The sequence below is a fragment of the Kitasatospora sp. NPDC059408 genome (genome assembly GCF_042751525.1).
Lineage (GTDB): Bacteria > Actinomycetota > Actinomycetes > Streptomycetales > Streptomycetaceae > Kitasatospora.
The window spans coordinates 58,889-71,503 of the sequence record NZ_JBHYWI010000035.1 but is presented as its reverse complement, the minus strand read 5'-3'; the positions used below and the strand labels follow the sequence as shown (position 1 = coordinate 71,503).

General features: G+C 74.6%; 11 protein-coding genes. 5 read left to right on the top strand and 6 right to left on the bottom strand.

Translation table 11 applies throughout. From position 1 onward, the window contains the following. Positions 1 to 41 precede the first annotated feature (41 nt). The 3 genes from ACFXDE_RS23400 to ACFXDE_RS23390 form a co-directional block, all read right to left on the bottom strand. The gene (locus tag ACFXDE_RS23400) at positions 42 to 695 is read right to left on the bottom strand and encodes a DedA family protein (protein ID WP_380435738.1); all 654 of its coding nucleotides are present in this window, start codon (positions 693 to 695) and stop codon (positions 42 to 44) included. Between the two features lie 99 nt (positions 696 to 794). After that, positions 795 to 3,152, bottom strand: coding sequence for a hypothetical protein (locus ACFXDE_RS23395; RefSeq protein ID WP_380435736.1), 2,358 nt, complete (start codon positions 3,150 to 3,152; stop codon positions 795 to 797). Between the two features lie 88 nt (positions 3,153 to 3,240). Then, positions 3,241 to 5,148 (bottom strand): ATP-binding protein, encoded by a 1,908-nt coding sequence (locus ACFXDE_RS23390; protein WP_380496734.1) that lies wholly within the window; start codon positions 5,146 to 5,148, stop codon positions 3,241 to 3,243. Positions 5,149 to 5,481: 333 nt separating this feature from the next. Between ACFXDE_RS23390 and ACFXDE_RS23385 the strand changes: the two genes are divergently transcribed. Next, positions 5,482 to 5,805, top strand: coding sequence for a hypothetical protein (locus tag ACFXDE_RS23385; protein WP_380435732.1), 324 nt, complete (start codon positions 5,482 to 5,484; stop codon positions 5,803 to 5,805). Positions 5,806 to 5,921: 116 nt separating this feature from the next. Here the strand turns inward: ACFXDE_RS23385 and ACFXDE_RS23380 are convergent, their stop codons facing one another. Continuing rightward, positions 5,922 to 7,076 carry a TetR/AcrR family transcriptional regulator gene (locus tag ACFXDE_RS23380; RefSeq protein WP_380496733.1) on the bottom strand — a complete coding sequence of 385 codons (1,155 nt, stop codon included), beginning with the start codon at positions 7,074 to 7,076 and terminating at the stop codon, positions 5,922 to 5,924. A gap of 251 nt (positions 7,077 to 7,327) precedes the next feature. Between ACFXDE_RS23380 and ACFXDE_RS23375 the strand changes: the two genes are divergently transcribed. Beyond that, on the top strand, positions 7,328 to 8,485 hold the full coding sequence (locus ACFXDE_RS23375; RefSeq protein WP_380496732.1) for an acyl-CoA dehydrogenase family protein: 1,158 nt from the start codon (positions 7,328 to 7,330) through the stop codon (positions 8,483 to 8,485). A 99-nt stretch (positions 8,486 to 8,584) separates the two neighbouring features. Here ACFXDE_RS23375 and ACFXDE_RS23370 read toward each other — a convergent pair whose 3' ends face one another. Then, a complete protein-coding gene (locus ACFXDE_RS23370; protein WP_380435726.1) occupies positions 8,585 to 8,851 on the bottom strand; it encodes a hypothetical protein in 267 nt (88 codons plus the stop codon). Between the two features lie 136 nt (positions 8,852 to 8,987). On the opposite strand from ACFXDE_RS23370, the gene ACFXDE_RS23365 reads away from it, so the two are divergent. Continuing rightward, positions 8,988 to 9,305, top strand: coding sequence for a cupin (locus ACFXDE_RS23365; protein ID WP_380435724.1), 318 nt, complete (start codon positions 8,988 to 8,990; stop codon positions 9,303 to 9,305). A gap of 40 nt (positions 9,306 to 9,345) precedes the next feature. On the opposite strand, the gene ACFXDE_RS23360 is transcribed toward ACFXDE_RS23365, so the two are convergent. Next, a complete protein-coding gene (locus ACFXDE_RS23360) occupies positions 9,346 to 9,936 on the bottom strand; it encodes a TetR/AcrR family transcriptional regulator (RefSeq protein ID WP_380496731.1) in 591 nt (196 codons plus the stop codon). 123 nt (positions 9,937 to 10,059) lie between these two features. On the opposite strand from ACFXDE_RS23360, the gene ACFXDE_RS23355 reads away from it, so the two are divergent. Continuing rightward, the gene (locus tag ACFXDE_RS23355; RefSeq protein ID WP_380496729.1) at positions 10,060 to 11,622 is read left to right on the top strand and encodes an MFS transporter; all 1,563 of its coding nucleotides are present in this window, start codon (positions 10,060 to 10,062) and stop codon (positions 11,620 to 11,622) included. Positions 11,623 to 11,874: 252 nt separating this feature from the next. Further along, the gene (locus ACFXDE_RS23350) at positions 11,875 to 12,510 is read left to right on the top strand and encodes a class I SAM-dependent methyltransferase (RefSeq protein ID WP_380435718.1); all 636 of its coding nucleotides are present in this window, start codon (positions 11,875 to 11,877) and stop codon (positions 12,508 to 12,510) included. Positions 12,511 to 12,615: the final 105 nt, after the last annotated feature.

The window sequence follows — 12,615 nt, the reverse complement described above, 5'->3', positions numbered from 1 at the left end:
CGCACATGTACGTCGCGTCGGGTGACCTGCGCGGCAGGCTCCTACCCGGCGCGGTGGCCGGTGCCGGCGGACGCTCCGGAACGGCGGGCCCGGAGCAGTTCGACCGCCACCGGGATCACCGAGAGCAGCACGATCCCGACCAGGATCGCCTCGATGTTGTCCCGGACGAAGGGGATCCGGCCGAGGAAGTACCCGAGGACGGTGACACCGGCGCCCCAGAGCACGCCGCCGACCACGTTGAAGACCACGAACGTGCGGTAGTTCATCCTGCTCACCCCGGCCACGATCGGGGTGAAGGTGCGGACGATGGGCACGAAGCGGGCCAGCACGATCGCCTTGGGGCCGTGCCGGTCGAAGAAGGCGGCGGCCTTCTCGACGTTCTCCTGCTTGAACAGCCGGGAGTCGGGGCGGCGGAACAGGCCCGGCCCCACCTTGCGGCCGAACAGGTAGCCGACCTGGTCCCCCGCGACGGCGGCGGCCACGATCAGGGCGCAGACCAGCCAGAGCGGCTGGTGCAGGTAGGTGCCGCCGGCCACCAGCAGACCGGTGGTGAACAGCAGGGAGTCGCCCGGCAGGAAGAAGCCGATCAGCAGGCCGGACTCGGCGAAGACGATGACGAGGATGCCGATGAGGCCGAAGGCGGAGATCAGGCTGGTCGGATCGAGCCAGGACGGGCCGAGGGCGATGCTGGTCACGGGGGCTCTCCTGGGGATCGAGTCTTGGCAATGGAATGGTAAAGCAATTACCAAGACTCGATCCGGGTGGAGAAGGTTCCCCGGGGCTTCGGAGGCCGGTCAGAGGCCGTAGCGTTCGACGATGTCCTCGTGGTGGGCCACGTCGGCGCCCGCCGCCTCGGCCAGGGCGGGCCAGGCCAGGGGGTGGGGCCAGGCGGCGGTGAGGCGGTGGAGCAGGGCGTCGGCCTCGGCGGCGGAGGCCGTCGGCGGCACGCCGAGGGCCGCGTAGACGCCGGGCAGCATGCCGTCCTCCTCGGCCGGGTCGGTGATGCTGTACTGCTCCCCGCTGTACGCCCACACCGCGTAGCCGGCCTCGCCCAGGCCGTCCCGCAGGGCGTGCCAGGCCTCGTCGCCGGGCCAGCCGCCGTCGATCCAGTAGGTCGTGTACCCGGCCGGGTCGAGCAGCGTCAGCATCTCGAACGCCGGCCGCCACCGCACCCGCTCCGCCTCGGGGGCCTCGTCCCCCGGCGGGGGCTCCAGCAGGGCCGGGGCGAAGACGACGACGTCGCCGTGGTTGAGCGTCAGGTCGTCGCCGAGGACCGGGAGGACCCGGGCGGTGGCCGGGCCGGTGCGCAGGGCGGGGAGGTCGGCGGTGGAGCCGTTGGTCCGGGTGGTGCGGACGGTGACCAGCTGCCACTCCTCCTCCACCGGGCCCTCGGGCTCGTCGAAGTCGATGCCGAGCAGTGCGCCGGTGGAGCGGACGGCGGCCCAGTCCCGGTTGGCGGTGGCCGCGGTGATCAGGTGCCAGAGGTCGGGCTGCTGGACCGTGCGGTGCAGCTCCTCCTCGGGAGTGCCCTCGACGGGCAGCGCGTGCTCCAGGAGCTCCTCGTACAGCCGCTGCGCGGTCGCGTGGTCGCCCAGTTCGGTGGCGGCGCCGGCGGCGAGGCGGCGGGTGTTGATCCGGTCCGGGTGCTCGGCCAGGATCGCCGCGCAGTGCTCGACCACCTCGGCCCAGCGGGCCTCGGCGGCGGCCCAGCGGGCGCGCACCCAGTGCCCGTCGGCCGGGCTGGTCGCGGCCAGCCGGTCGGCGAGGCGGCGCACGCCCTCGCCGTCCCCGGCGTCGATCAGTACGGCGCCGAGCAGGCCGGGCAGGACGGCGTCGGCCGGGTCGGCGTCCAGCCGCTCCCACAACAGGTCGGCGGCGGCCCGGGCGTGGCCGAGCCGGCCGAGCACGGCGGCCAGTTCGGCCGCGAGGGCGGTGGCCCCGGCCTGCTCACCCCGGTACCGGTCCAGGGCGACGGAGAGCAGGTCGGCGCCGGTCTCGTGGGGCACGCCCGCCTCGGCGAGGTGTGCCGTCAGCTCCCCCGGCGGGACGGGCAGCTCGGGCTCCGGCAGCGCCTCGGCGGCGGCCCGCAGCCCGGCCACCTGCGCGGCCACGCCGTCGGTGCGGCGCAGATCGGTGAGCTTGCGCTCGCCCGTCGCGGCGAGCGTGCGAGCCACCGTCCGGGCGCCGCGGGCGACGGCGAGCCGACCCGCCGCCAGGAGCAGGTCGACGCACGGGCGGTGGGCGCCGGTGCCGTCGAGGTGGCCGACCCAGCCGGCCAGGACGGCCCCGAGTTCGGCGTCGTTCTCCCAGGCGCCGGCGGCGGCCAGCAGCTCGACCGTCCTGGTCCAGTGCTCGCGCAGGTCGGCGTGGCGCTCGGCGTCGTCGCGGGCGGGCAGCAGCGCGAGCGCCTCGTCGGTGCGGCCGAGCGTGGCGAGCGCGCGGGCCCGCAGCAGGGCGCCCCAGAGCCGGTCGTTCTCGCCCAGGGAGCGCCCGGCGGTGCGCTCGGCGCGCTCGGCGGTGTCGAGCAGGCCGAGGACCTCCTCGCACCGGCCGAGCCGGAGCAGGGTGCCGGCCCGGGAGTGGTGGTACTCCAGCGAGAGCCGCTGGCCGGCCGCCAGCATCCGGGCGCCGGCGGCGTCGAGGTGGGCCAGGGCCTCCTCGCCGCGGCCGTCGTCCTCCAGCGCGTCGGAGTACTCGCGCGAGAGGCAGTCGAAGCACGAGCGGGCGGGCTCGATCCGCTCCAGCGTCTCGCCGAGCACGGCGAGCCGCTCGGAGGCGTAGCCCGGTCCGTCCACCCGGGCGTGGCAGATCGCGAAGTCCTGCACCACGCAGACGGACTGCGGGCAGCCGGCCGTCTCCTCGCGGTGGGCGAACTCCAGCAGGTCGACCACCTCGGGCAGGGCCCGCTCGCCGTGGTGGCGCTTGTTCAGCAGGTTCTGCATCCGCCAGTGCCGCAGGTAGACCTCGACCCAGGGCAGGCCGAGCGCCCGGGCGGCGGCCAGCGCCTCCGGGAAAACGGCGTCGAGCTCGTCGTTGCGGCCCTCGTTGGCGTGGCCGGGCAGCGCGTAGATGGCCTCGGCCAGGCGGTGCTGGCCCGCGTCGGCCAGCTGCCGGTGGGTCTCGTGCACCCAGGCCCAGATGTCGGTCGTCATGCCTCGTCCCCCTGCGTCGTGCTGATGAAGAGTCTGCCGGGCGCCACTGACACCCGGCCGGTCGGCGGTCGGTCGGCCGGCCGGTCCGTCACGCGTCGCCGGACAGCTCTCCGGGGCTGTCCGGTATGTCCGCCGGGCCGGCCGGGACGGCGGCGGTCAGGGCGGAGACGGCGGTGCCGACGCCGGCGAGCGCGGCGGTGAGGTCACCGCCGGAGGAGCCGGTGGGCCCGGCCGCCGCCATGATCACCTTGAGCGAGCGGAGCAGCGCGGCCGCAGTGGCGCTGCCGGTGTGCCCGCAGCGGTACGCGTCGAGCAGGTCCCGCACGGCCGGGCAGGACAGGTTGAGGTAGAGCCGGGCCCGGACCTCGCCGTCGGTGCGGGCGGTGAAGGCCCGGGCGAGCCGCAGCGCGGCGGACGGGATGCGGGCGTCGGCCCGGTCGTCCTCGATCCGGGCCTTCAGCTCGGCCTCGCGGTCCGGCACCAGGACCAGCGGCAGGCCGGGCGGGTCGAAGCGGGCCGGGACCAGCTGCTCGCCCGGGTCGGCGAGCGCGCCGGCCAGCCAGGCCGCCTCCTCGGCGGGCAGCGGGCGCTCCGGGTCGCGGAACAGCGAGCGGTCGCCCTGCTCGCTGCCGAGCTCGACCAGCCGGCAGCCGCGCAGCTGGGCGTAGCGGCGCAGGAACGGCAGGACGGCGTACCGCTCGCCGCGGGCGATCGGCACCCGCATCGCCCGGTAGAGCATCTCCTCGAAGCCCCCGCCGCTGCCGAGCGCGACGTGCACCGCGCCCCCTCCGGCGGCGCGCAGGGCGCCCGCGGTCAGGTCGCCCTGGGAGGTGGGCACCGGGACGTCGTCGGCGAGCAGCGTGAACAGCCGGTCGTCGCAGAGCGCGGCGCCGAGGAGGTCCTGGCCGTGCCGGGTGAGGATGCGGCGCCAGGCGGCGGGCCGCAGCCGGGCGGTCTCGTACAGGCCGTCGACGATGGCGTCGGTGAGGGTCCGCTGGAGCGCGCGGTAGTGCTCGTCGCGCTGGAGGTCCTCGCGGCTGGCGGTGGGGGTGAGGCGGCTGGACTCGACGACGCCGCCGATGAACCCGGCCCAGCCGGGCAGGAGGTCGCGGGCGTCGTCGGCGAGCAGCATGCCGCGCAGGTAGACGGCGAGGTCGCGGTTGTCGCTGCTGCCGTAGGTGCCGCCGTCCTGGACCCACAGGAGGCCGATCGCGTCGGTGCCGCCGTCGACCGGCTCGACCGGGAAGGCGGTGAGCGGCTCGAAGCGGCGGCCGAAGGCGGCGGCGAAGCGCATCCGGGCCTCGTGCGGATCCCCGGCGGAGGGGCGGCGCCAGGGCACGTCGACGGCGTTGACGGGCTCCTCGTCGTCGCCGACGAGGACCGGGATCGGCAGCAGCACGCAGTACCGGGAGAGCACCTCGCGCAGGGCGTCCTCGTCGGCGAGGTGGGCGTGTTCGGCCTTGAGCGTCAGCTCGACGACCGTGCCGGGCTGCGGCCGGGCGGGCACCGGTTCGACGAGGTACTGCTGGCCGCCGCGGCTGCGGTAGCGGTGGCCGAGGCCGGGTTCGCGGTGGGAGGTGGTGGTGACGACGACCTCGTCGGCCACCGAGAAGGCGGACAGGAAGCCGAGGCCGAAGGCGCCGATCAGGTCCTGGTCGCCGGTGAGTTCGCGCAGCATCCGGGTGTAGCCGGTGCCGACGGTGGCGAGGTAGGCGTGGATCTCCGGCTCGGTGAGGCCGGCTCCGGTGTCCTCGACGGCGACCGTGCGGCGGACGGCGTCGCCGCGCACCCGGATCAGCCGGCGGTGGGCGCCGTCCGGGTCCTCCAGGAGGCGGCGGGTGTGCGAGTCGTGGGCGTTCTGCACGAGTTCGCGCAGGGCGACCAGCGGGGTGGAGTAGAGGTGCGTGGCGAGGACGTTCACCAGGCCGCCGAGGTCGACCTCGGTCGTACGCAGATCCTCGGCCGGGGCGTGGTCGGGCGGGAGACCTTCAGACATGGGAACCCAGTGTGCCAGTGCGACTATCCGGCGACCATTTCTTTCTCTCTGACGGTGCCTGGTCAACTCCGTGTTGACCGGCGGGTGTTGTCGACACCATTCGACCCCTCCACCAACTCTCCACCGCGCAGGAATACTTGACCGGAGATGTACGGGCCCGCCGACCCACCGGAAATGCCCGCACGATGACACCATCGGGGGAATTGCCACCCATTTGGTGGAGTTCGCCCGCTCCCCTGGTGAATGCTGATCACGCGACGTCAGGCAACGGCGCCACGGAGCGGCCACTCCGGATCGCGCCACATTTCGCAAGTCCAGCTCAGGGAGACCAGCGTGTCCCGTATTCGTGCAGCCGCCGCCGTCACCGCCCTCGGTGCCTTCCTCCTCGTCGGCGTCGGTGCCGCCACCGCACACGCCGACAACGCCGCCGGCGCGGACCAGCACTCCAACAGCAGCGTCGTGAGCAACACCGGCTCGAACAACATCATCGGCAACGTCCACGGGAACGTGGTCAGCACCCAGCAGACGGCCACCGGTTCGGGTGCGAGCAACCAGAACAACGGCCTCGCCGCGACCGGCAACGGCGGCAACATCGGCGCCCTGCAGGGCAACGGCAACCTGGACACCCGCGTGTACTACCCGCACGTCCTCTACTAGGCCGCGTCCACTGCCCTCGACGCAGCCTTGCCCCACACGGGCCGGCTGCCCGCCCCACCAGCGCGGGGCGGGCGGCCGGCCCGGCCCCTTTCCTCGCCCCCTTCAGGACGCGGCGCTCAGGACACGCCGAGGACGGCCCGGGCCAGCCGCAGGAGGCAGTCGCCGAGGTCCGGGCGGGCGCTGTGCGGGCGGTTCCGGACCCCGTCGTTGACCAGGGCGAACAGCGCGTGGACGCGGATCCTGGCCTCGGCCGCGTCGTACTCCGGCCGCACCCGGCGCAGCAGGCCGACCCAGGTCCGCAGGAAGTCCCGGCGGAAGTCCACCGCGACCCGGCGGTCGGGCGGGGCCAGCCGTTCCGTCTCGCTGAGCATCGCGCCCAGGTAGTCGCCGTTGCGCCGCGCGAAGCCGACGTACGCCGCCAGGCCGGCCGCCAGCGCCTCCTCCGGCCCGGCCGCGGCCGAGATCGCGCCCTCCACCTCGTGCCACAGGCGCTCGCGGCTGCGGACCAGCGAGGCGGCGAGCAGCTGCGCCTTGCTGTCGAAGTGCCGGTAGACGCTGGGGCCCGAGATGCCGACGGCGGCGCCGAGCTGGTCGGTGCTGACGTTGTCGAAGCCGCGCTCGTGGAACAGCCGGACGGCCGCCGCGAGCAGTTCCTCCCGCCGGGGCTGCCGCCCGGGGACGGCGGCGGGCGCGGCGCCGTCCCCGCTCCCGGAACCGGCGCCGTCGAAGGTCACCGCGAGGACGGCCGCGACCACCTCGCGCAGCACCGCCTCGGCCCGCCGGGGCTGCGGCGCCGCCGACTGGTAGGAGAGCCCGGCGCAGGCCGAGAGCGCCGACCAGCAGAGCAACTCGACGTCCGGCTCCGGCAGTTCCGGGTGCTCGGCGCGCAGGACGGCGCTCATGGCGGCCACGTCCGCCCGCAGCTCGCGGCGCAGGGCCGCCCGCCGGGCCGGCGGCAGCAGCCGGGCGTCGCGCTGCACGAGGGTGCCGAGCGGCCGGTGCCCGACGGCGACGACGGCCAGTGCGGCGCCCAGATCGGCGGTGGAGCCGGCGGCGCGCAGCCCGTCGGCGAGCGCGTCCAGGCCGAGCCGGACGGCGCGGTCGAGGAGTTCGGGCTTGCCGCGGAAGTGCCGGTAGAGGGCGGGCGCGGTGATGCCGACTCCGGCGGCGACCTCGGTCATCGAGACCTGGTGGTAGCCGCTGCGGTGGAAGCGGTCGGCCGCCACCGCGAGGATCTGGGCGCGCCGCCCCGGGGGCCGTCGGACCACCATGCTGCCGCCCCTCCCGCAGTCCCGCCGCTGCCTGCCCGGTCGCCACGGCGCCCGGCCGGAACGCCGAGGGAAGGCTAGCAAGGATTCACTTGTCATGGCCCTCGCCCAACGGCCACCGGGCGTCCGGCGCCGCGCCGACCCTGGACAGCCGAAGCTACCCGGGATTAACTTGTGAGGCCATCACCAGCCAACACCTGGCACCTTCAGCTGCACCTTCAGCCGCGACCGGCACCACCGAAGGGAGCGCCCGCGTGCGCCGCACCGTGTTCACCGAGGACCACGAGGCCTTCCGGGAGACCATCCGGGACTTCATCGCCAACGAGGTCGTCCCGGTCTACGAGAGCTGGGAGGCCGACGGCCACCCCCCGCGCGACTTCTACCGGCAGCTCGGCGCGCTCGGCGTCTACGGCATCGAGGTGCCGGAGGAGTACGGCGGCGCCGGCGAGAGCGGTTTCAAGTACCAGGCGGTGGTCGCCGAGGAGGTCGCCCGCGCGGGCGTCAGCTTCGGCTCGTCCGGGGTGCACACCGGGCTCGTGCTGCCGTACCTGCTGGAGTACGCCACCGAGGAGCAGAAGCAGCGGTGGCTGCCCGGCTTCGTCTCGGGCGACATCATGACGGCGATCGCGATGACCGAGCCCGGCGCCGGCTCCGACCTCGCGGGCATCACCACCCACGCGCGCCTGTCCGAGGACGGCACCCACTACGTCCTCAACGGCGCCAAGACCTTCATCACCGGCGGCGTGCTGGCCGACCTCGTCCTGGTCATCTGCCGCACCTCCCCGTACGACCCGGAGAACCGCCGGGCCGGGCTCTCCATCCTCTGCGTGGACACGGACTCCGAGGGCTACACCGTCGGCCGCAAGCTGCAGAAGATCGGCCTGCGCACGTCGGACACCGCCGAGCTGGCGTTCAGCGACGTCAAGGTGCCGGTGGAGAACCTGCTCGGCGAGGAGGGCAGGGCCTTCGCCTACCTGACCCACAACCTCGTGCAGGAGCGGCTCGCGATCGCGGTCGGCGCCTACGCGGCGGCCGCGGCGGCGGTGCGGTTCGCGGTGCAGTACGTCAAGGACCGCAAGGTGTTCGGCAAGGCCGTCGCCGAGTTCCAGAACACCAAGTTCACCCTGGCGGACTGCGAGGCCCAGGTGGTGGCGCAGCAGTCGATGGTGGACCGCGCGCTGGAGCTCTACCAGCAGGGCGAGCTGACCGTCGCCGACGCGGCCGCCGCGAAGCTGTTCTGCACCGAGTCGGCGTCCACCGTCATCGACAAGTGCCTCCAGCTGCACGGCGGTTACGGCTACATCCTGGAGTACCCGATCGCCCGGCTCTACACCGACAACCGGGTCTTCCGGATCTACGGCGGCACCAGCGAGGTCATGCGCAGCATCATCGCCAAGTCGCTCGGCCTGTAGGCCGGCGGCGGATCCACGACTGCGGCGGGCCGCACCCCCATGGCGGCCCGCCGTACCCCGTCCGGCGCCGGTGCGGCGGCTGCGCCGGACGGGTGAACGTCAGTTCGGCGAGCCGTGCTCGGTGCGCCAGGCCTGCCATCCGGCGGCGGAGGCCACCCGGGCCTCGTGCATCGCCCGTTGGGCCAGGGCGGTGGGCGGGGTCTCCCGGCTGCGCACCCAGTCGCGGCCCGCGGTGGCCAGCGCCACGCACACCATTGCCACCCCGGCCGCGCCGAGCGCCGCGCCGATGCCCGTGAGCATCGCGCCGCCGGTCAGCAGCGAGCGGTTGACCCGGAACCCGCTGAGGTAACTCTCGTTGGTCGCCATGCCTCCACGATGCGGGCACCGCGCGGGGCCCGCACGCCGAGCGGCTCCGGGTGCACGGGCCCGCACGCCGAGCGGCTCCGGGTGCGCGAGCCCGCCGCGTCCGCCAACCTGGGCTGACAGGCAGGAGGACGCCGCGATGCCCGATCTCGAACAGCTCGCCGTGGAGCACGCCGCGAAGGCCGCCGAGAGCCCGCACGGGCGCAGCGCCCACCTCGTGCTGCACGACGGGGTGCTGCGGCAGACCGTGATCGCCCTGGCCGGCGGCACCGCGCTGGACGAGCACACCCCGCCGACGGCCGGCAGCGTGCAGGTGCTGCGCGGCCGGGTCGCGCTGACGGTGGCCGGGCAGCACCAGGAGCTGTCGGCGGGCCAGTTGGCGCCCGTTCCGCAGGAGCGGCACGGGCTGCTGGCGCACGTGGACTCGGTGGTGCTGCTGACGGTCGTCACGACCTGACGGCCACCGCGCGGTCAGTACGCGGTCAGTGGGCACGCGGTCAGTGCGCGGCGGACTCCGGCACGCTCGCCGCGACCAGCCGCAGCCCGCGCAGGAAGTCCCGCCCGGACGGGGCGAGTTCGGGCGCGGCCAGCCACTGGGCGACGGATCCGGCCAGGAGGGCCTGGTAGAAGGCGCCGCGGGCGAGTTCGTCCGCGGTCTCCGGCACCTCGGGCAGCCCCTGGAACAGTGCGGCCAGGCCGAGCCGGCCCTCCTTCTGCGCCTCCGAGAGCGCCTGCGCCAGCTCGGGCGCGTGCCCGGCCTGCGCGAGCGCCTCGAACTGGGACGCCCAGAGGCCGCGGTGCTCCTCGAAGACGGCCTTGAGGCCCTCCCACACCGCGACGAAGCGCTCCTCGGGGTCGCCCGTGGCCTCGTTCGCGGCGTTGACCACGGCGCCCAGGGCCATGCCCATCTCGCCGATCGCCTCGATCATCGCCGCGTTGAGCAGCGCGTCCTTCGAGCCGAAGTGGTAGCCGATGGCGGCCAGGCTGACGCCCGAGGCGGTGGCGACGTCCCGGGCGGTGGTGCGCCCGTAGCCCTTCTCGTACAGGCAGCGCTTGGCGCCCGCCATGAGGTCTTCGCGGTTTCCCATGGCCCCGATCCTACGGAAGGACTGCACAGCTGTCTTGCACTGTCGTCTGACACTTTCGTCTCGCACGATCGATTTACACATTCGTACTAGACAAGTGTCTGAAACGCTCGTACGGTACTTCCCATGACCGCAACCACCGGCCGCGCAGGCCGTCGCGAATGGCTCGGCCTGGCCGTCCTCCTGCTGCCGACCCTCGTCCTCGCCATGGACATGGGCGTCCTCTTCTTCGCCGTCCCCTACATCTCCACGACGCTCGCCCCCAGCGGCACCCAGCAGCTGTGGATCATGGACATGTACTCGTTCCTGCTGGCCGGCCTGCTCATCACGATGGGCGCGCTCGGCGACCGGATCGGCCGCCGCCGGCTGCTGATGACCGGCGCCGCCGGGTTCATCGGTGCCTCGCTGCTGGCCGCCTGGGCCGACAGCGCGTGGCAGCTGATCGCCGCCCGGGCCCTGCTCGGCACGGCCGGGGCGACCGTGATGCCCTCGACGCTCGCGCTGATCCGCAACATGTTCCACGACCCCAAGCAGCGGCAGGCCGCGCTCGGCGCCTGGGGCGGCGTCCTCACCGCCGGCGCCACCCTCGGCCCGGTCGCCGGCGGCCTGCTGCTCGACCACTTCTGGTGGGGCTCCGCGTTCCTGCTCGCCGTCCCGGTGATGGCCCTCGTGCTGGTCGCCGCCCCCGCGCTGCTCCCCGAGTACCGCGCCACCGCCCGCACCGGCCGCTTCGACCTGCCCGGCGCCGCGCTCTCGACGGCCGCGATCCTGCCGCTCGTCTACGGCGTGAAGACCCTCGCGGTGGACGGCTGGAGCCCGCTGCCCGCGCTCGCCGTCCCGGCCGGACTGCTGCTCGCCGCCGCGTTCGTGTGGCGCCAGCGCACCGCCGCCGAGCCGCTGCTCGACCTCGGCCTGTTCAGGATCCGCACCTTCAGCGGGGCGATCAGCGTCAACACCGTCGCGATGTTCGCGATGATGGGCTTCGCCCTCTTCACCTCGCAGTACCTGCAGCTCGTCAAGGGCATGAGCCCGTTCACCGCCTCGCTCTGGTCGCTGGTGCCGAGCGTCGGCGTCGGCGCGGCGGTCGGCCTCGGCTCGGCGCTCGCCGGGAAGGTCCGCCCGGCGGTGCTGATGAGCGGCGGGTTCGTGATCGGCTCGGCGGGCTTCGCGATGATGACGCAGGTCGGCGCGGACTCGCCGCTCGCCCTCATCCTCACCGCGGCGGGCGTGCTGGCCGCCGGCACCGTCGGCACCATGACGATGACCGCCGAGATGGTCGTCTCCGCGGCCCCCGCCGAGCGGGCCGGCGCCGCCTCGGCCACCTCCGAGACCGCCGTCGAGCTCGGCAGCTCGCTGGGCATCGCGCTGCTCGGCGCGGCGGGCGCCGCGGTCTACCGCCACCAGCTGGACGGCGCCCTCCCGGCGGGCGTGGACGGCGAGGCCGCCCGCGCGGCCCAGGACACCCTCGGCGGCGCGGTCACCGTGGCCGCGCACCTCCCGGGCCGGCTCGGCACCGACCTGCTGGACACCGCCCGGGTCGCCTTCACGGACGGGCTGCACGTGGCGGCCGTCGTCGGCCTGGTCTTCACCCTCGGCGCCGCCGCCCTGGCCTACCGCCTGATGCGCCACCTCCCGGCCGCCGCCCCGGCCGCCGCCCCGGAGACCGCCTCCGAAGCCGTCAACGCCTGAGCCCCCCACCGGCCGGTGCCAACGCGCGTCATCAGGAGCCCCTGCCCACCCGGGCGGGGGCTCTTCGCCGTTCCAGGGAACCGATTAGGCTGACCACTGCCCCGCGTCGGCCGGTGCCCATACCCCTAAGCGCCGGCCCGTTGTGGAGGGGACCAGCCGTGTTCGAGCCGGGCCGGGGCGGGGGTCGTCAGCCGTTCCCCTGGTTGCGGAAAAGCGCCCCGCGAGCGCCGTCCCGGGTGCCAAGGTGGGGCCATGGTTGCTGATCACACGCGCGTGCGCGGGAGTTACGACACGGTGGCGGAGGAGTACCTCGAACGGATCGGGGACGAGCTGGCGCACAAGCCGGTCGACCGGGCCCTGCTCTGGGTGGTCGTGGCGGAGGCCGCCGGCGGGGTCGTCGCGGACCTCGGGTGCGGGCCGGGGCACGTGGCGGGGTGGCTCGCCGGGCACGGCGCCGAGGTCGTCGGGATCGACCTCTCCCCCCGCATGGTGGAGCTGGCCCGCCGCGAGCACCCGAAGGCCGAGTTCCGCACCGGCGACCTGCTCGACCTGCCCGCCCGGGACGGCGAGTTCGCGGCGGCGGTGGCGCTCTACTCGGTGATCCACCTCGAACCCGGCGAGCTGGCGCCCGCGTTCGCCGAGATGCGGCGGGTGCTGCGGCCCGGCGGCTTCCTGCTGGTCTCGTTCCACCTGGGCACCGAGGTGCGGCGGCTGGACGAGTGGTGGGGGCACCAGGTCGACGTGGACTTCCACTTCCTGCAGACGGACGCCGTCGTCGCGCACCTCACCGCCGCCGGGTTCGCCGTCGAGGCCCGGCTGGAGCGCGAGGGCCTGCCCGAGGAGGCCCCGACCCGGCGCGGCTACCTGCTGGCCCGGCGGACGGACTGACGCTCCACCCGGGGGTGGAAGCCCGCGCGTCCACCCCCGGGTCCGTGCGGGGCCGGGCGGGCAAGAGGACCGTGGTGGGTACGCGGCCCCCGTTGCGAGGCCCGT